Origin of the sequence: Pseudomonas sp. IPO3778, assembly GCF_013386825.1 — a bacterium.
Lineage (GTDB): Bacteria > Pseudomonadota > Gammaproteobacteria > Pseudomonadales > Pseudomonadaceae > Aquipseudomonas.
Genome location: NZ_JACARC010000012.1, coordinates 21,573 through 36,150, shown reverse-complemented (window position 1 = coordinate 36,150; position 14,578 = coordinate 21,573). Strand labels below are relative to the sequence as shown.

The following is a 14,578-nucleotide window of genomic DNA, read 5'->3' as shown; positions in this document are numbered from 1 at the left end:
GCCAGCGTCGGTGTTTAAACGCTGCGGTTTTTTGCCTCGATCCACTGCGCCATGTACTGGGTACTTTTGTGCAGGTGATGGCGCAGCATGCTGCCGGTGAAATTGTTGCGGCGGTGCTCGGCCAGTTCGCGCCGGCACTGCTCCAGGCACGCCACCAGTGCGGCACCGTGCAGGTCCTTGGCATAACGGCGGGCCAGTAATTGCCGGCCGTCTTCCTGCGCCTGGGCCCAGCGTACCTGGTCTTGATAGAGCGCCACGGCCTCTGCCGCCATGGCGCTGGCGCTGTGCTCGACCACGCCGGGCCACGGTTCACCCATGGCTTCGGCGCCAATCGGTGTGGTCACGCTCGGTGTGCCACAGAGCATTGCGTCCGCCAGCTTGCCCTTGATCCCGGCGCCAAATCGCAGGGGTGCCAGGCAGATACGCGCCGCCGTCATCACCTGCAAGGCGTCTTCGGCCCAGTTCATCACATGAAAGCCCTGGGCCGGGTTGTGCAGGGCGGTGGCCTTGGGCGGCGTGTAGGCGCCATACACGTGGAGTTGAGCACCGGGCAACTGCTGGCGGATCAGCGGCCACAGGCTGTTCTTCATCCACAGCACGGCATCCCAGTTCGGCGCATGCCGGAAGTTGCCGATGCTCAAGAAGTGCGCGCGGTCTTCAAACGGCGCAAAGGCTTCGGTGGGCGGCGCCACCATCAGCGGGCACCAGTGGAGCAGGGCGGCGGGCACCTTGAAGTACTCGGTCAGCAAGCGGATCTCCACATCGGAGATCATCAGGCTGATGTCGCAGCGGTAGATCGCGGCGATCTCGCGCTTGGCCAGGTCGGTGTCGGCCATGCAGGCGAATTCGGCGGCCAGGTCCTGGCTGAACAGCGGGCTGAAGTCGTCAGCGTCGGGATGAACCTTCAGGAACGCCTTGAGCCGTTGTTGGCGGGCATCCCGCAGGCTTTGCAGGTCTGAGCTTTCCAGCACGCGAAGGGCATTCGGGCAGCATTTCTCCACGCGCCAGCCGAACTGCTCTTCCATCATGAAACGGTCGAACAGCACGATATCCGGGGCCAGTTGCTGGATAAACGTGTCGAAACTGCTGTTATTCAGCTCGATCGCACATTCGCGAATGCCCAGGGCGGGCAAGTCGGCCTTGTGCTCACCGGTGGTGGCCGGGCTGCTGAAGGTGATGTCCCAGCCCTGGGCCAGGAAGCTTTCCAGAATCTGCATCATGTGCCCGCCGGCAGCCGAAGAGCGGGGTTCGGGCCAGACGTAACCAACGACCAGGACTTTGGTGGCGGACGGGTTCATGAGCAGGGTGTTCCTGTGGGCAAAAAACGGCGCGATTAAACCATATCTGGCCGGGCATCGCGCCGTGTTGTGACGGGGTACAGGCCGTTCACGCGCTCAAGGCCGGCTGAATGTAGCCCTGGCCATCCGGGCTTTTCGGCAAATTGAACAGCGTGTTTGTCCAGTTACGGTCGAGAGGGCTCATGTTGGGGTTTGCGCCGTCCCGGATCTTCCAGCCCAAGGCCGCCCATCTGTTCATGGTGGCCTCCAGTTCGGCGGTGTATTGCCGGGCGGGGCAGGCAATTTCGGCCCACGGGTCAACGATCCAGGCATCAGCCCACTGCGGTTGGGAGAAGTCGACGGTATCGCCAGGTAATATCGACGGGCCGCCAACGACGGTGAATGCATGAGCGTCGCCCGCGCTCCAGGTATAGGCGTTGCCCCCACTCTGCGCGATGATGTCCCGGGCGAGCAGGCTCATTTCCCCGCAGTTTCCGGCGCCACTTTTCAGGGCCTGAGCCCCAAGGTCGTGGGTGCGGGGGTTGGCGGTCTTGCGCAACCATACAAGGGCTTCGTTGGCGGCATCGGCGCGTTTGATGTCAGCGACTGAGCGCACCTGGTTGCTGGGGCCCAGTCCGGTGGCCTTCATCGCACGGTCCACCGATTCCTTTGCGTTCATTGCGTAAAACCGGTTTTTTTGTTCTTCGGTAAAACTCGCGAAATGACTGGGTTTTGTCAGGGCGGAAACTTTGTTCGGCATCATTGAAATATTCGCTTGGCCCAGTGCGCCTCGGGTTTGCAACTGGAACACCACTTCGCGTTGCTGCTCGGCGTTCATCGTGGCGGTGGTGGCTTTCAGTTGAGCGATGTCCGCTTTCGAGTAGCCATTTTTTTCCAGTGACGCGTAGGCGTCCTTCAGTTTCGGCAGCGCGATGAAGTTGGCGTCGTTGGGGTGTGCCGAATTGCCCTGGCGTACATAAAATTTTGATCGGTATTTTTTTGCCAGCGCCAATTCAAACTCTGTCGCTCCACATTTGGTGAACGTCACATTCGTGGACTCGGGTGTGGTGAGCTTCACGTAATAGAATTCGGCGGTATCGGCCTCGACTACGAGGTATTGGGAGGGGTCACCTGCTCTAGGGCTGGACACCACAATACCGCGCATCTCACGTTGGTCGTTGACGCCGGGGCTGATGCTGCCGAGCTTCACCACCCGGGTTTCTGCCTCAAGGAACTTGTTGGTGGTTCCCGAAGGGAGGCCGAAGTGAGGATCGTCGATTATTTTTCCGTCGATAAGTGTCTTGTATTCAATAGGCTTGAGGGTGGGCAGAGGTACCAGCTTGGCGCCCAATTCAGTATCGACCATTTTGTGCAGGCGCCTTTCGCGAACCACGAACCGGTCGCTGTTGAACAGTTTGCGCGGGGAAGGCAGCAGGCGCTCGTGTTCCAGCGCCTGCAACTCCTGTTGCAGCTCGTTGCCGGTGCTGACGATGATCCTGGAGAAACACTCATCGTTGGCGCCACGCCTTACGCGGCCACCGGGCGCCGAAGGCACCGGGCAAATGGCTTCGTAGTTCTGCAGCTCCGCCTCATGTGCGGCGGACTCAAGGTCCGTCAGTTGCCCCGGTTGTTCGGGGTTGTAGCGGTAGACTTTCTCGCCGTCCACCACATCGAAGCCGTCGGAGCGTGGGATGACATAGGCATCTTCGGCCAATGATTGCTCGGTGACCAACGACGGGGCGCCGTCAAAGAAGGTTTCACGTTGCAGCGGGAGCGTTGATGGCGCGCCGGCACCTGGCAGCACGAAAGGATCTTCAGGAACGCTGCTTGCCCCCGCGGAAAACAGGGCGTTGAGTGCACCGTCCGCCGCTTTCAACGCGCCGTCACTGCGCTCGGCCAAGGTGTCACCCGAAACGGATTTTTCGACGCCAAGGGCTGTTTCAGCGATCGCGGCGGTGCTGGCAACCCCGGCGGCGATGATGCCCGTGGGGGCCAACTTTGCTAGCAACCCTGTCCCGACAGTAATGTCGTTGAGCCAAGCGTCGCGAATGACCTCGCTGTTTGATTTGATCGCCAGATCCGCATCACTGCTCATGCGTTTTTCGGTGACATCCGTGATGTGCTGGAAGACATCGCCGTGAATACGGATGTTGCCGCGATCAATGGTGATGCCTTCTTCCTGATCCCATTGGTTTGTCGCCAGCCTGGCCAGCGAGGTGTCGACCCCGTAATAGCTGATACCGTCCTGGCGGTCATACACCGAGAAGTGCGACGCCAACGCCTTGCGCTTCTCCGGATCCCTGGCTTGGTCGACGATCCACTGGTCCATTTTTTCCAGAGAGTCGAAGCGAACAAAGTCCGGGTCGCCTCCCGGCACGTACAGCACCTGTCTGCCGTCACGCCGGCCATTGGAGTAGAGGTACTGCCCATCGTCCTGAGCGGTGAAGCGCACGATATCGGACCCATAGCCATTGATGTCCAGGGGGTAGGCACGGACAACACCGCGTGTCGCTGTCGATGCCTGCAACTGCTCGACGGTTATCGGGGCACGCTCGTCCGCCGAAACATTCGACGCCGCGGCCATGACCAGCAGGTAGTCGTCGCGGGTGAATTTTTGCTCATCTGCAAGCGTTGCCTGCTCTGCCGGGGAACGCGCTTCGTAGGCCTGCCATTGCTGGCGGGCCTGGGCAATAAACCGGCCTTTGAGGATCGTGCGAAAGTCGTCACGGTGCTGGTCCCAGAAATTATCCAGCTGGGTCGTCATGAGCGTCTGGAGATCGGTTTTCCAGCTTTCGTTCATCACCTCTGAAGGGGCGAGGGCAAACTTGTGGTGTTCTCCATAACCCTCAGGATCCGTGTACAGGCCCGAGGTGGCGTCGAGCATGCCGGGAACCCAGTCGGCCTCACTGAAGTTCTTCAATAAGGCATCCGGCAAGCGCAGTGAGCTTTTGATACGTCGGTGGGACAGTTCTTCGGACGTGCGGGCCGTGTCAAAGCGGTTGTGGTAAATAGTGTCGGCATCCACCGTTTTACCCGTGAGCTTGAATATGATCGCCTCGGCAGATTTCTTCGCCTCAGCCCGGGCGTTTGGCAGTTGCGCTGCGGTGGTGCCGACAATGTGTTCAAACCTGCGTTTTTCCGCCATGGCGCGGCCAAGGTTGTCGTAAAAGGTCGCCGCTTGCTGCTGATGGTGTTCAAGGGAGGGGATCGAGTGCTCAGGGGTGGCCAGCAGGGAATCGAACGCACCCCTGTGTTCCAGGTACTCGGCCCGCTCCAGGGCTTGAGCGGCAGTGTCAGTGGGCGGCTCATTGTAAAAGCGGGCGACCATGTTTACGGGCACGTCGATAAACCGGCTCAAGCGGGGCATCTGCAGTGATTGTTCGGCACCCGGCGCGATGAGGTTGCCTACCGCCAGGATTGGGCCGGCAATAGTCGCCCAGCCTGAATCGTCTGCCAGGTCGAAGGTTGTCGGGGAGCCGTTCACCAGGGCGGTTGCCTGCCCGGTCGCGGGAACAACCTTGAGTGTGCCCGGGTCCACGTTTTGCCGGACCAGCCATGCCTGGACCGCCTCGTGGTCAAACAAACCGCGATAAAGGTCGAGCCAGCGGCCCAGCAACGAGTGGCTGGGAACAGTGACCGAGGGCTCTGATTTACCTGCGGCCGCTTGTCTCAGTGCGTGGGAATAAGCCACCGTCAACATTGTCTCTTCGGAAAAGAGGTCGACATTACCGGTGAGGAAGGTCACCAGTTGGTCGACTTGCTCGCGGTTTTCCGGCAGTGGCTTGCCCAGGGTTTTCAGGAAACGCTCGAGGCTGGCCGCGCCCCCGGGCTCGGTTGCGTGCAGTTGGTCATAGGTTGAGCCTGGCTGGAGATTGACCTCGGTCGTGGCCAATACAGAAGGGAGCGTTGCGGGTGTGATTTGGCCCGTGTCCAGGCGGGTACTGATGCGTTTCAGTTGCTGCGCGAGGTTATCTTTATCATAGACATCGCCAACGATTCGGCGATGCATCGCCAAGGCCTGTGGGCCCCGAGCCTTCTCTGATTTGAGCGCGGACGGGAAGCTGTCGTCGTAGAACGCGTTGACCATGGAGGTTTTCAGCGTGCCGCTCATGACCTCAGTGTAAGACAGGGGCGCGGGGAGTCCGCTGCCGATGACGTTTGCTTCTGCAATGGCCAGGTTGCGGATTGCGATATTCGAGCCGCCTGCACTCTCGATGGTGAACCTCACCAACCTACCGTTGATCATCCCGTTGAGGCTGGAGGTGGAAGGAAGAAACTTGATGCTGGACGGGTCAAAGCCGGCCTCCTGGATAAAGGCTTGAAAGGCCGGGCTGAGCAGTGCAGTGCGCAATTGGCTCAACCATTGTCCAAGGGTCGATTGAGGAGGCACCGCAAGGGGCGTGTCGGCTTGCGGGTCGGCGGCATTCGCCAGGCTATTCGCCACGTCCTCATCGGCCTCGGCGCGGGTTGAAGTGTTCGGATCCCGACTGACGCTGGGCGCTGAAGAGCGGCGTTGCCGTACACCTTGCATTGGCGCATCAGCGGGCAGTGAGTCTTCCAGCGCTTGACGCGCCAGGCCGAAACCGGCGTGTTTCGCACGCGGGGCTGTTTGCCCGGGTGGCTGTTCGGTCAACGCGTCAGGGGTGTGCGTGACGGCTGGCGGAGCGTTGAGTGGCAGCTGCGTGCCGGTTGAACGGAGGCGGGGGATGAAGGCGCTGTCGTCCGGCGGAATAGGTCGGGTGGTCGCAAGGAAACGGGACTCGACACTGCTCATGGAAGCTCCTTGAAATAGGCACGTCGGACGAGAGATGACCGAACTTACCCCGTTATGTCGAGCCCTGCGCCGTAGGCGTTCCGAAGAAGGCGAGCGGGAGTTTGGCGGGGTATTTCAAGGAAAGTGGCAGGCAGGCACAGAGGGGCACCCGTTGGCCTGGCATTTGCCGCAGACGCAACGGGTGAGTGTGATGGATGGCGTTATTTTTTTACCGGCGTTGGCAGCGTCACCAGCCCGACATAGCCGTCCCAGAACTGTTTCTGGTCCACGGCAAACACCACCTTGGCCTTCTGCGTGCCCACCGGCGCGCCTTTCTTGTAGCCCAGTGCCCGGCCGTAATCGGCGCCGAAGGTCGCGTCTACGTCCACCCACAGTTCGCGGGACTCGGTGACGATCCCGGGGTTCACCAGAAACAGCGCCGGCAGGCTGTCCCAGGTGAAGCTGTGGTACGACGGGTCCTTGTCGAACAGCGGGCCGAACTCGTGTTTATACAGGTCGGCAATCGCGCCTTGGTGGGCAATCACGCGCTCATACACTGACTTGTCGAAGGTGACTTTCTCACAGACATCATTGGGGAAAATCACGTGTTCGATGGGCGAGCGCAGCACGATCTTCGCGGCCTCCGGGTCGAACCACCAGTTAAACTCCGCGGCCGGCGTGGTATTGCCCGGAATCTCCAGGGCACCGCCCATGTACACGATGCGCTTGATCAGCGGCACGATGTCGGGCGCCGAGCGAATCGCCAGGGCGATGTTGGTCAGCGGGCCCACCGCCAGAATCGTTACCTCGTGGGGGTTGGCCCGCACGCTGTCGACGATGAACTGGGCGGCGGTTTCCTTGCGCAGCTTCGTGTGGGTGGCCAGGCCATCCGGTGGCGCGATCAGCTGTGAGGCGCTGGTGGGGCGCGGGTTTTTGAATGCCCCCGGCCAGCCGGAGCCGAACAGGGTTTTTTCCGCCTCATAGGTGGCGTAGTCATGCAGCAACGGATAGGCAGCGCCGGAATACACACCCACTTCCTTTTCCACGCCCATGCGTTCCACCGCCTTGAGGGCGTCGACCTGTTCCTGGTCGACCCAGGCGTTGCCGCTGACCAGGGTCATGCCCAGCAGGTCGATGCGTTTTTGCGCATGCAACTGGGCAAGCATGATAAAGGCCTGGCCGTCATCGTTGAGCACGTTGAAGTCGGTGTCGAAGATGACCTTTTCTGTGGCCTGCGCCGTACCGGCACACAGGCCGACGGCGACAAGCAGGGCACAGCGCTTGATGAAACCTTGCATGGAGACTCACCCGATAAGTTGTTGTTATTAACGGTTCACCAGTTTCGCCGGCAAGGCGATGACCAGGAAGCTGCTGAGAATCAAGCAGCCGGCAAAAAACCACAAGGCCCCGGCACTGCTGCCTGTGACGTCAATCGCAACCCCCATCAACGAGTTGCTCACCAGGCCGGCGATGTTCGCCAGGGAGCAGGCCAGGGCAAAACCGGTGGCCGCGGCGGTGCCTTTGAGAAAGGTCGCCGGCAGGCTGAAAAACACCGGCACCGCACCGATGATCGCCGCCGAGGCAATCGCAAACAAGGCCACGGTGGCGACCACGTTATGGGTGAAAAACGTGCTGGTGGCCATCGCTGCCGCGCCGATGAAAAACGGCACGATGATGTGCCAGCGGCGTTCGCGGTGTTTGTCGGAGCTGGCACCGATCAGCAGCATGCCCAGCAGGGCCGCCACGCTGGGCAAGGCGGTGAGCATGCCGATATGGAAGGTGTCGGTGATGCCCGCGTTGCGGATGAACGTGGGCATCCAGAATCCCATGGCGTAGGCGCTGAGCAGGATCGAGAAGTCGATACCGCCGAGCATCCACACCTTGAGGTTGAAGAACCCGTCGCGAAAGCTGTGCTTGCTGTGGGCACCGTCGGCGTCGTCCTTGCGCAGCTCGTTTTCCAGCAAGGTCTTTTCTTCAGGCGACAGCCACTTGGCTTGCTGATAGGTGTTGGGCAGTGCCCAAAACGTCCAGATACCGAGCAGCACGCTGGGCACCGCTTCGATCAGGAACAGCCACTGCCAGCCGCGCAGGCCGCCCATGTTGTCGAAGTGGCCCATGATCCAGCCGGACAACGGGCCGCCGATCACGCTGGACAGCGGCAGGCCGATCATGAACAGCGCAATGATCCGCCCCCGGCGATGGGTGGGAAACCAGGTGGTCAGGTAATACAGCACGCCCGGCAGGAACCCGGCCTCGGCGGCGCCCAGCAGGAACCGCAGGATGTAGAACTGGGTGGTGGAGGTGACCAGCATGGTGCAGGCCGAGAGCAGGCCCCAGGTGATCATGATGCGGGCGATCCAGATCTTTGCGCCGACCTTTTCCAGGACGAGGTTGCTCGGCACTTCGAAGAGGATATAGCCGACAAAAAACAGGCCGGCGCCGAGGCCGAACGCGGTTTCGCTGAAGTGCAGCTGGTCGAGCATCTGCAGCTTGGCGAAGCCGATATTGATGCGGTCCAGGTAGGCCGCGAGGTAGCAGAAACACAGGAACGGAATCAGCTTCCAGGTGATCTTGTGGTAGAGCGTGTGGACCGGATCGGCGACCGTAGTCGCGGGCGCTGCATTCGCAATGGGCATTGGGGTGTCTCCTGGCGGTGACTTATGGTTTTTATACGGCCGCTTTTTCAGCACTTCGGAGTGCTGTGAAAGCGACTTCCAAAGGCAGTGACAGAAGACTGGGAGTTGCACCGGCTTTCTCATGTGGGAGCTGGCTTGCCTGCGATGGCGGTGGATCAGTTGAGACTGCTGTGACTGAAGCACCGCCATCGCAGGCAAGCCAGCTCCCACATTTGATCGGGTGCGGCTCACAGTTTTGTGCAAGACCGCACTCTGTGGCGCGGTTCTTAATGAAACCTTATTGCTCCTTGAATGTGCTCATCGCCTCCTGCTTGCTGACCACGTCGCCGTACTTGCTGTCGATATCAAACAAGTTGGCTTCATGGGGCGCCGAGTGACGGTCGCCGACGCATTCGCGCACGACGATGGTGCGAAAGCCGTGTTGCACCGCATCTACGGCAGTGGCCCGGATGCAGCCACTGGTGGAGCAGCCGGCCAGTACCACGGTGTCGATGCCCTGGGCGTGCAGCATCGGGGCCAGGCTGCTGCCGAAAAACGCACTGGCGTATTGTTTGGTGATCACCACTTCATTGGCCAGGGGCAAGACTTCGGTGCAGAACGCGGCGAGGGGGTTGCCCTCGACCATGTCTTTCATCACCGGCGCCTTCTTGACCCAGATGCCGCCGTCGGCGAAATGGCCGGGATGGTAACGGATATTGGTGTGCACCACGGTGATCCCGTGTTGCCGGGCGCTGGCCAGCAGTTCAACGCTTTCGGCGACGGCACTGACCACGCCTGGCGCAAACAAGGGCGCGCCTTCAGTGGTGTAGCCCTGCATGAAGTCGATCATCAGCAGCGCGGACTTTTTGCCGAAGCCGATGCGGTTGCCCCAGACGCCCTGATAGTTGGCGTCGGCGGATTGTTCGCTCATCTTTCAGTCCTCATTCATCACCTGTGGCGAGGGGGCTTGTCCCCCGTTGGGCTGCGGAGCAGCCCCAGTAGTGTTGCTGCTTTGAGTCAGATGGAACTCGATTGTCGGTTTTGGGGCCGCTTCGCAGCCCAACGGGGGACAAGCCCCCTCACCACAAAGGTGTTGTCAACGCAGGGTTAGTAGGCGCCGGAGAGCAGGGCGCCGGCGCCGGGGACGATGGGTTCCAGGTCCAGGGCCTTGAGCATGGCGTAGGTGGTGGCGATGGCGGCGGTGAGCACCGGCAGGCCGGTCTGGGCTTCGACCTTGGCGACCACAGGCAGCGACTGCATTTGCACGCAGGCCGACAGCACGATCACGTCGACGCCTTCCAGGTTCATCCCGGCAACAATCGCCGGCAGGTTGGCCGGGTCGTGGCGGGCCACTTCAAGGTTGTCGGGGATTTCCAGGGCGCGCCAGTCCACCACTTCAAAGCCTTCTTCGCGGATGTAGTTCACCACCAGTTCGGTCAGCGGCTTCATATACGGCGCGACGATGGCGATGCGCTTGGCGCCCATGACTTTCAGGCCTTCGATCAGGGCGCCGGCGCTGGTGATCACCGGGGCGTTGGCGTCGTTGTCGGCAGTGGCCTTGCGCAGGCGCTGTTCGGAGTTGCGGTGGTAACCCAGCCCCATGGCCATGATCGCCACGAGGCAGGCGTAACCCAGCACGTCGACCTTGGCGTCGGACAACTCGAGGGCGCAACGGTCGGACTCGCCGTCCATCGCCGCCAGTTCTTCCTTGCGCACTTGCTTCATGCGCATGCGGCTGGAGTGAAAGGTGAAGCGCTCCGGACGGATCGCCTGGCGCGCGTTGAGCATCGCCGGGATCTCGGTTTCCATGGTGGTGTTGGAACTCGGCACGATCTGGCCGATGCGGTAAGGCTTGAGCATGGTGGTCTCCGTTATGCAGTCAGGGGCTGGCCGAGGAAGTCGCCTAGGGCGGTGAAAAAACCTTCAAGGTCGTCCCAAGGGATCATGTGTCCCGCATTCGGGACGTGAGCGACCTGCAGGCTTGGCTGTAACTGCCGGACTTCTGCGACATCTTCCGGCTGAATAACACCGCCGCGTCCGGCAACAATTAACAGGGCAGGCGCCTCCAGGCGCGGCAGGTCCTGATGGAAGTCGACGGTGTGGAAGTCATTGAAGGCGCGCACGATCGCCGGTTCGTAGCAGGTGTGCAGCCATTCGGCCCGCAGTTGCCGTTGCTCGTCAGTCCAGGTAGGGCAGAAGGCGCGCATCGCCTCGGCATCCATGCCCACCCGTGACTGGCGAATCGAATCGACGTACCACGGCAGTTTGCTGGGGTATTCACGACGGCCAGGGCCGGACACCGGTGGGTCGATCAACACCACGCGGTTCACGCCTTGGGGATGGCGCACCGCACTGCGCACGGCAAACCGCGCGCCCATGGAATGGCCCATCAGGTGATAACGGTCGAGTTTGAGGGCGTCGGCAAAGGCACCAATGTCCTCGGCGCAGGTGTCGGCGCTGTAGTCCAGCTCCGGACCGGTGGACGACAGGCCGCGACCGCGCACATCCAGCACGTAGGTGTCGAAATGCAGGCCCAGGCGTTCTGCGACAAACCCCCAGGTAATCGCCGGGCTGGTGATGCCGGGAATCAGGATCAGCGCCGGGCCCTTGCCGCCGTAGCGCAGGTAGTGCTGGCGAATGCCGTTGGCCTGGACGTTGCCGCCGTAGAGAAAGCTGCTCACGCGGCCACCCCCGATTTCAGCTGTTGGGCGTAGAGGTCATAGCCGTAGACCCAGTCCGGGTCTTCCTGGGTGCGCAGCCAGGTGTTGGCGTTGGACACGGCCTGGACCCGGGACGCGCGTTCCTTGCGGTTGGCTTCGTACAGCTCGAAGGCGGTGCGGTAGTCGCTGATACCGGTTTCCTGCAGGCAGCGGGTCAGCATCGCCGCGTCTTCGATGGCCATGCCGGCGCCCTGGGCCATGTGCGGCTTCATCGGGTGGCAGGCATCGCCCAGCAACACCAGGCGGCCACGGCTCCACAACGGCAACGGATTGCGGTTGCGCAGCGGCCATTTGGTCACGCTTTCGGTGGATTCGATCAGGGCCTGGACGGTGGGGTGGTAGCCCTTGAACGCGTCGAACATCTCTTCGCGGCTGCTGTCGACGAAGGCGCCCTGGAAGTCCCATTCCGGGTGCGGCACACCGGTGACGTAGTAGTACTCGTCGCGCTTGCCGGTGGTGTAGTAGACCATCATGTGGCGGTCCTCGGTCCACCACTTGATGCAGTCTTCGAACTTCAGGTCGTACTTGGCCAGTTGATCGCCACGGATCAGTGCGCGGTGGGCGACCCAGCCGCTGTACAGGGGTTTTTCCGCACCCAGCAGCTCTTCACGGATGCGCGAGTTGATGCCGTCGGCACCGATCACGATGTCGGCGTAGGTCACTTCACCGTCGGCGAAGGTCAGGCGCACCTGGGTGTCGGTTTCTTCGAGGGTTTCCAGGCGCTTGTTGAAGTGCAGGGTGCCGGGCTTGAGGGTGGACATCTGCAGCGCGTGCAGGTCGCCGCGGTGCACGGTGATGTAGGACGCGCCGTAGCCAGTCAGGGGAATGCGTGACAGGTAGTCGCCGGTTTCACCGTCGCGGCTGAACCAGTGCTCGGGGTGCGAGCCCATCAGGTCCAGCTGTTTTTCGATGCCCATGCGCCGGAAGATTTTCATGATGTTGGGCCCCATGTGGATCCCGGCACCCAGGCGGGAAAATTCCGGCGCCTGCTCGTAGATGTCCACGTCGAACCCCGCCTGTTGCAGCAGGGTGGCAGCGGCGGCACCGCCAAGGCCGGCGCCGACGATTGCGATTTTTTGTGTGCTTCCCATGGGGCGTGGTCCTCTTTTTCGAATGATGGCCGGCGGTGTCTGTCCGCAAGGTTTTTAAAGTGTATACGCTCATTTTTTCAAATGAAAAGCCCGCGCTAGAAAAATTGTTTTTTGGCCATATCGATCCCGTGTCACCGGTTAACCCCACTAAACATTGGGTATGTGTGGAATGGTAACGTTTTGGCGTGGTGCTTGCAGTCAAGCCTGAAATCAGTTCTTATCGTTATTAATTGGCGTATACGCTATAAAAACGCACTAGAGTGAAGCGCGCTGCCAGATCTTGGTGCAGCCTCTGAGGAGACAGGAAATGCCGGTAAGTGATTGCGAACTGACCCAGATGTTTGAACACGTGTTGAAGCTCTCGAAGGTCGATCCGACCCAGAGCGTTGCCGTGCTCAAGAGCCATTACTCCGACCCGCGTACCGTGCGCGCCGCGATGGACGCGGCGCAGCGTTTGGGGGCCAAGGTGTATGCGGTGGAGTTGCCGTCGTTCAACCATCCCCGGGCGATGGGCAATGACATGACCGCCTACTGCGGCGACACCGCGCTGACCGGCAATATCGCGGCCCAGCGAGCGCTGGAGGCGGCGGACCTGATCGTTGACACCATGATGCTGCTGCACTCGCCGGAGCAGGAGCAGATCCTCAAGACCGGCACGCGCATCCTGCTGGCGGTGGAGCCCCCGGAAGTGCTGGCGCGCATGCTGCCCACCGAGGCAGACAAGGTGCGGGTACTGGCGGCTGAAGAATTGCTGAAAAAGGCTCGCTCGATCCACGTCAAATCCCGCGCCGGCAGCGATTTTCGCGCGGCGCTGGGGCAATACCCGTCCGTTACCGAATATGGCTTTGCCGACGAGCCGGGGCGCTGGGACCACTGGCCGAGTGGCTTCCTGTTCTCCTGGCCCAACGAAGAAACCGCCGAAGGTGTGCTGGTGCTGGACATCGGCGACATCCTGCTGCCGTTCAAGACCTACACCCGGGAGAAAATCACCCTGGAGATCGAGAAGGGCTTTATCACCAACATCCACGGCGGCTTTGAGGCGGAATACCTGCGGGACTACATGAAATACTTCAACGACCCCGAGGTGTACGGAATCTCCCACATCGGCTGGGGCCTGCAGCCGCGGGCGCAGTGGACAGCCATGGGCCTGCACGATAAAAACGACGGCATGTGCATGGATGCCCGGGCGTTCTACGGCAACTTCCTGTTCTCCACCGGGCCCAACACCGAAGTCGGCGGCACCCGCAAGACCCCGTGCCACATGGACATCCCGCTGCGCAATTGCGATGTCTACCTTGATGACCAAGCCGTCGTCATCGCCGGCGACGTGGTAGCCCCCCAAGCCTCCCTGGCACGCTAAACCTCCCCTGTAGGAGCTGGCTTGCCTGCGATAGCGGAGTGTCAGACAACAGAGAGCTGGCTGATCCACCGCAATCGCAGGCAAGCCAGCTCCCACATTCGATTTGATTCCTTCAGTGGCTGATGCTTGAGTCCAACCCACAACCCCGCCATCATGCCACCCCATCGACTACCGCCTTCGCGAGCAAGCCCGCTCCCACATTTCGACCGTGTTCCGGCAATGAGAACCTTGAGTCATTTCCACAACCCCGCCATCATGCCACCTCATCGACCACCGCCTTCGCGAGCCTGCCGTGCCTGATTCCTACGTTTTCTCCGAGCAAGTCGGCCACCTGCTGCGCAAGGCCTACCAGCGCCACCTGGCGATCTTCCAGCAGAACGTCGGCGACTCCCAGCTCACCGCCGTGCAGTTCGTCACCCTGTGTGCCCTGCGCGATCACGGTGCAAGTTCGCTCACCGAACTGGTCAAGGCCACCGCCGTCGACCAGGCGACCATCCGCGGCATCGTCGAACGCCTCAAGGCCCGCGAACTGATCACCCTGGAACCCGACGCCCAGGACAAACGCAAAGTGGTGGTCAACCTGTCCGCATCCGGCGCCGCCCTGGTGCAGCAAACCGTGCCTTGCGCTGCGACCATCACCGAACTGACCCTGAGCAACCTCAACCCCGCCGAACGCGTGGCCGTCCTGTTCCTGCTACGCAAAATGATCGACGACCCCCAAGCCTGATCCCCCGACTTCCGAGGCTGATCCCCGACTTCCAA

10 protein-coding genes are annotated in these 14,578 nt (G+C 61.4%); 2 read left to right on the top strand and 8 right to left on the bottom strand.

Going from position 1 to position 14,578, the window contains the following annotated elements; all coding sequences use genetic code 11:
* Positions 1 to 14: 14 nt before the first annotated feature.
* From HX855_RS03890 to HX855_RS03855, 8 genes are all read right to left on the bottom strand, one after another.
* Positions 15 to 1,298: a glycosyltransferase gene (locus HX855_RS03890; RefSeq protein WP_177088920.1), complete on the bottom strand. Its 1,284-nt coding sequence runs from the start codon at positions 1,296 to 1,298 to the stop codon at positions 15 to 17.
* Between the two features lie 88 nt (positions 1,299 to 1,386).
* Complete coding sequence (locus HX855_RS03885) at positions 1,387 to 6,051, bottom strand: dermonecrotic toxin domain-containing protein (RefSeq protein ID WP_177088919.1); 4,665 nt, start codon at positions 6,049 to 6,051, stop codon at positions 1,387 to 1,389.
* 200 nt (positions 6,052 to 6,251) lie between these two features.
* Positions 6,252 to 7,328 carry a nucleoside hydrolase gene (locus HX855_RS03880; protein WP_177088918.1) on the bottom strand — a complete coding sequence of 359 codons (1,077 nt, stop codon included), beginning with the start codon at positions 7,326 to 7,328 and terminating at the stop codon, positions 6,252 to 6,254.
* A gap of 27 nt (positions 7,329 to 7,355) precedes the next feature.
* Entirely contained in the window at positions 7,356 to 8,666 is a 1,311-nt protein-coding gene (locus HX855_RS03875) for an MFS transporter (protein WP_177088917.1), read from the bottom strand.
* Between the two features lie 277 nt (positions 8,667 to 8,943).
* On the bottom strand, positions 8,944 to 9,576 hold the full coding sequence (locus HX855_RS03870) for an N-carbamoylsarcosine amidohydrolase (protein WP_177088916.1): 633 nt from the start codon (positions 9,574 to 9,576) through the stop codon (positions 8,944 to 8,946).
* 176 nt (positions 9,577 to 9,752) lie between these two features.
* On the bottom strand, positions 9,753 to 10,505 hold the full coding sequence (locus tag HX855_RS03865) for an Asp/Glu racemase (protein ID WP_177088915.1): 753 nt from the start codon (positions 10,503 to 10,505) through the stop codon (positions 9,753 to 9,755).
* A gap of 11 nt (positions 10,506 to 10,516) precedes the next feature.
* Positions 10,517 to 11,326, bottom strand: coding sequence for an alpha/beta fold hydrolase (locus HX855_RS03860; protein WP_177088914.1), 810 nt, complete (start codon positions 11,324 to 11,326; stop codon positions 10,517 to 10,519).
* Positions 11,323 to 12,456, bottom strand: coding sequence for an FAD-dependent monooxygenase (locus HX855_RS03855; protein WP_010169602.1), 1,134 nt, complete (start codon positions 12,454 to 12,456; stop codon positions 11,323 to 11,325). The genes HX855_RS03860 and HX855_RS03855 overlap by 4 nt, the downstream gene beginning before the upstream one ends.
* Positions 12,457 to 12,763: 307 nt before the next feature.
* Between HX855_RS03855 and HX855_RS03850 the strand changes: the two genes are divergently transcribed.
* Together HX855_RS03850 and HX855_RS03845 are read left to right on the top strand one after the other, a co-directional pair.
* Complete coding sequence (locus HX855_RS03850) at positions 12,764 to 13,816, top strand: 2,5-dihydroxypyridine 5,6-dioxygenase (protein ID WP_177088913.1); 1,053 nt, start codon at positions 12,764 to 12,766, stop codon at positions 13,814 to 13,816.
* Positions 13,817 to 14,108: 292 nt separating this feature from the next.
* On the top strand, positions 14,109 to 14,543 hold the full coding sequence (locus HX855_RS03845; protein ID WP_177088912.1) for a MarR family transcriptional regulator: 435 nt from the start codon (positions 14,109 to 14,111) through the stop codon (positions 14,541 to 14,543).
* Positions 14,544 to 14,578: the final 35 nt, after the last annotated feature.

Excerpts from the sequence above, each read along its gene's own strand:
- HX855_RS03850 (WP_177088913.1), top strand. The coding sequence starts at position 12,764 with ATGCCGGTAAGTGATTGCGAACTGACCCAGATGTTTGAACACGTGTTG.
- HX855_RS03870 (WP_177088916.1), bottom strand. The coding sequence starts at position 9,576 with ATGAGCGAACAATCCGCCGACGCCAACTATCAGGGCGTCTGGGGCAAC.
- HX855_RS03885 (WP_177088919.1), bottom strand. The coding sequence starts at position 6,051 with ATGAGCAGTGTCGAGTCCCGTTTCCTTGCGACCACCCGACCTATTCCG.
- HX855_RS03890 (WP_177088920.1), bottom strand. The coding sequence starts at position 1,298 with ATGAACCCGTCCGCCACCAAAGTCCTGGTCGTTGGTTACGTCTGGCCC.
- HX855_RS03875 (WP_177088917.1), bottom strand. The coding sequence starts at position 8,666 with ATGCCCATTGCGAATGCAGCGCCCGCGACTACGGTCGCCGATCCGGTC.
- HX855_RS03855 (WP_010169602.1), bottom strand. The coding sequence starts at position 12,456 with ATGGGAAGCACACAAAAAATCGCAATCGTCGGCGCCGGCCTTGGCGGT.
- HX855_RS03865 (WP_177088915.1), bottom strand. The coding sequence starts at position 10,505 with ATGCTCAAGCCTTACCGCATCGGCCAGATCGTGCCGAGTTCCAACACC.
- HX855_RS03880 (WP_177088918.1), bottom strand. The coding sequence starts at position 7,328 with ATGCAAGGTTTCATCAAGCGCTGTGCCCTGCTTGTCGCCGTCGGCCTG.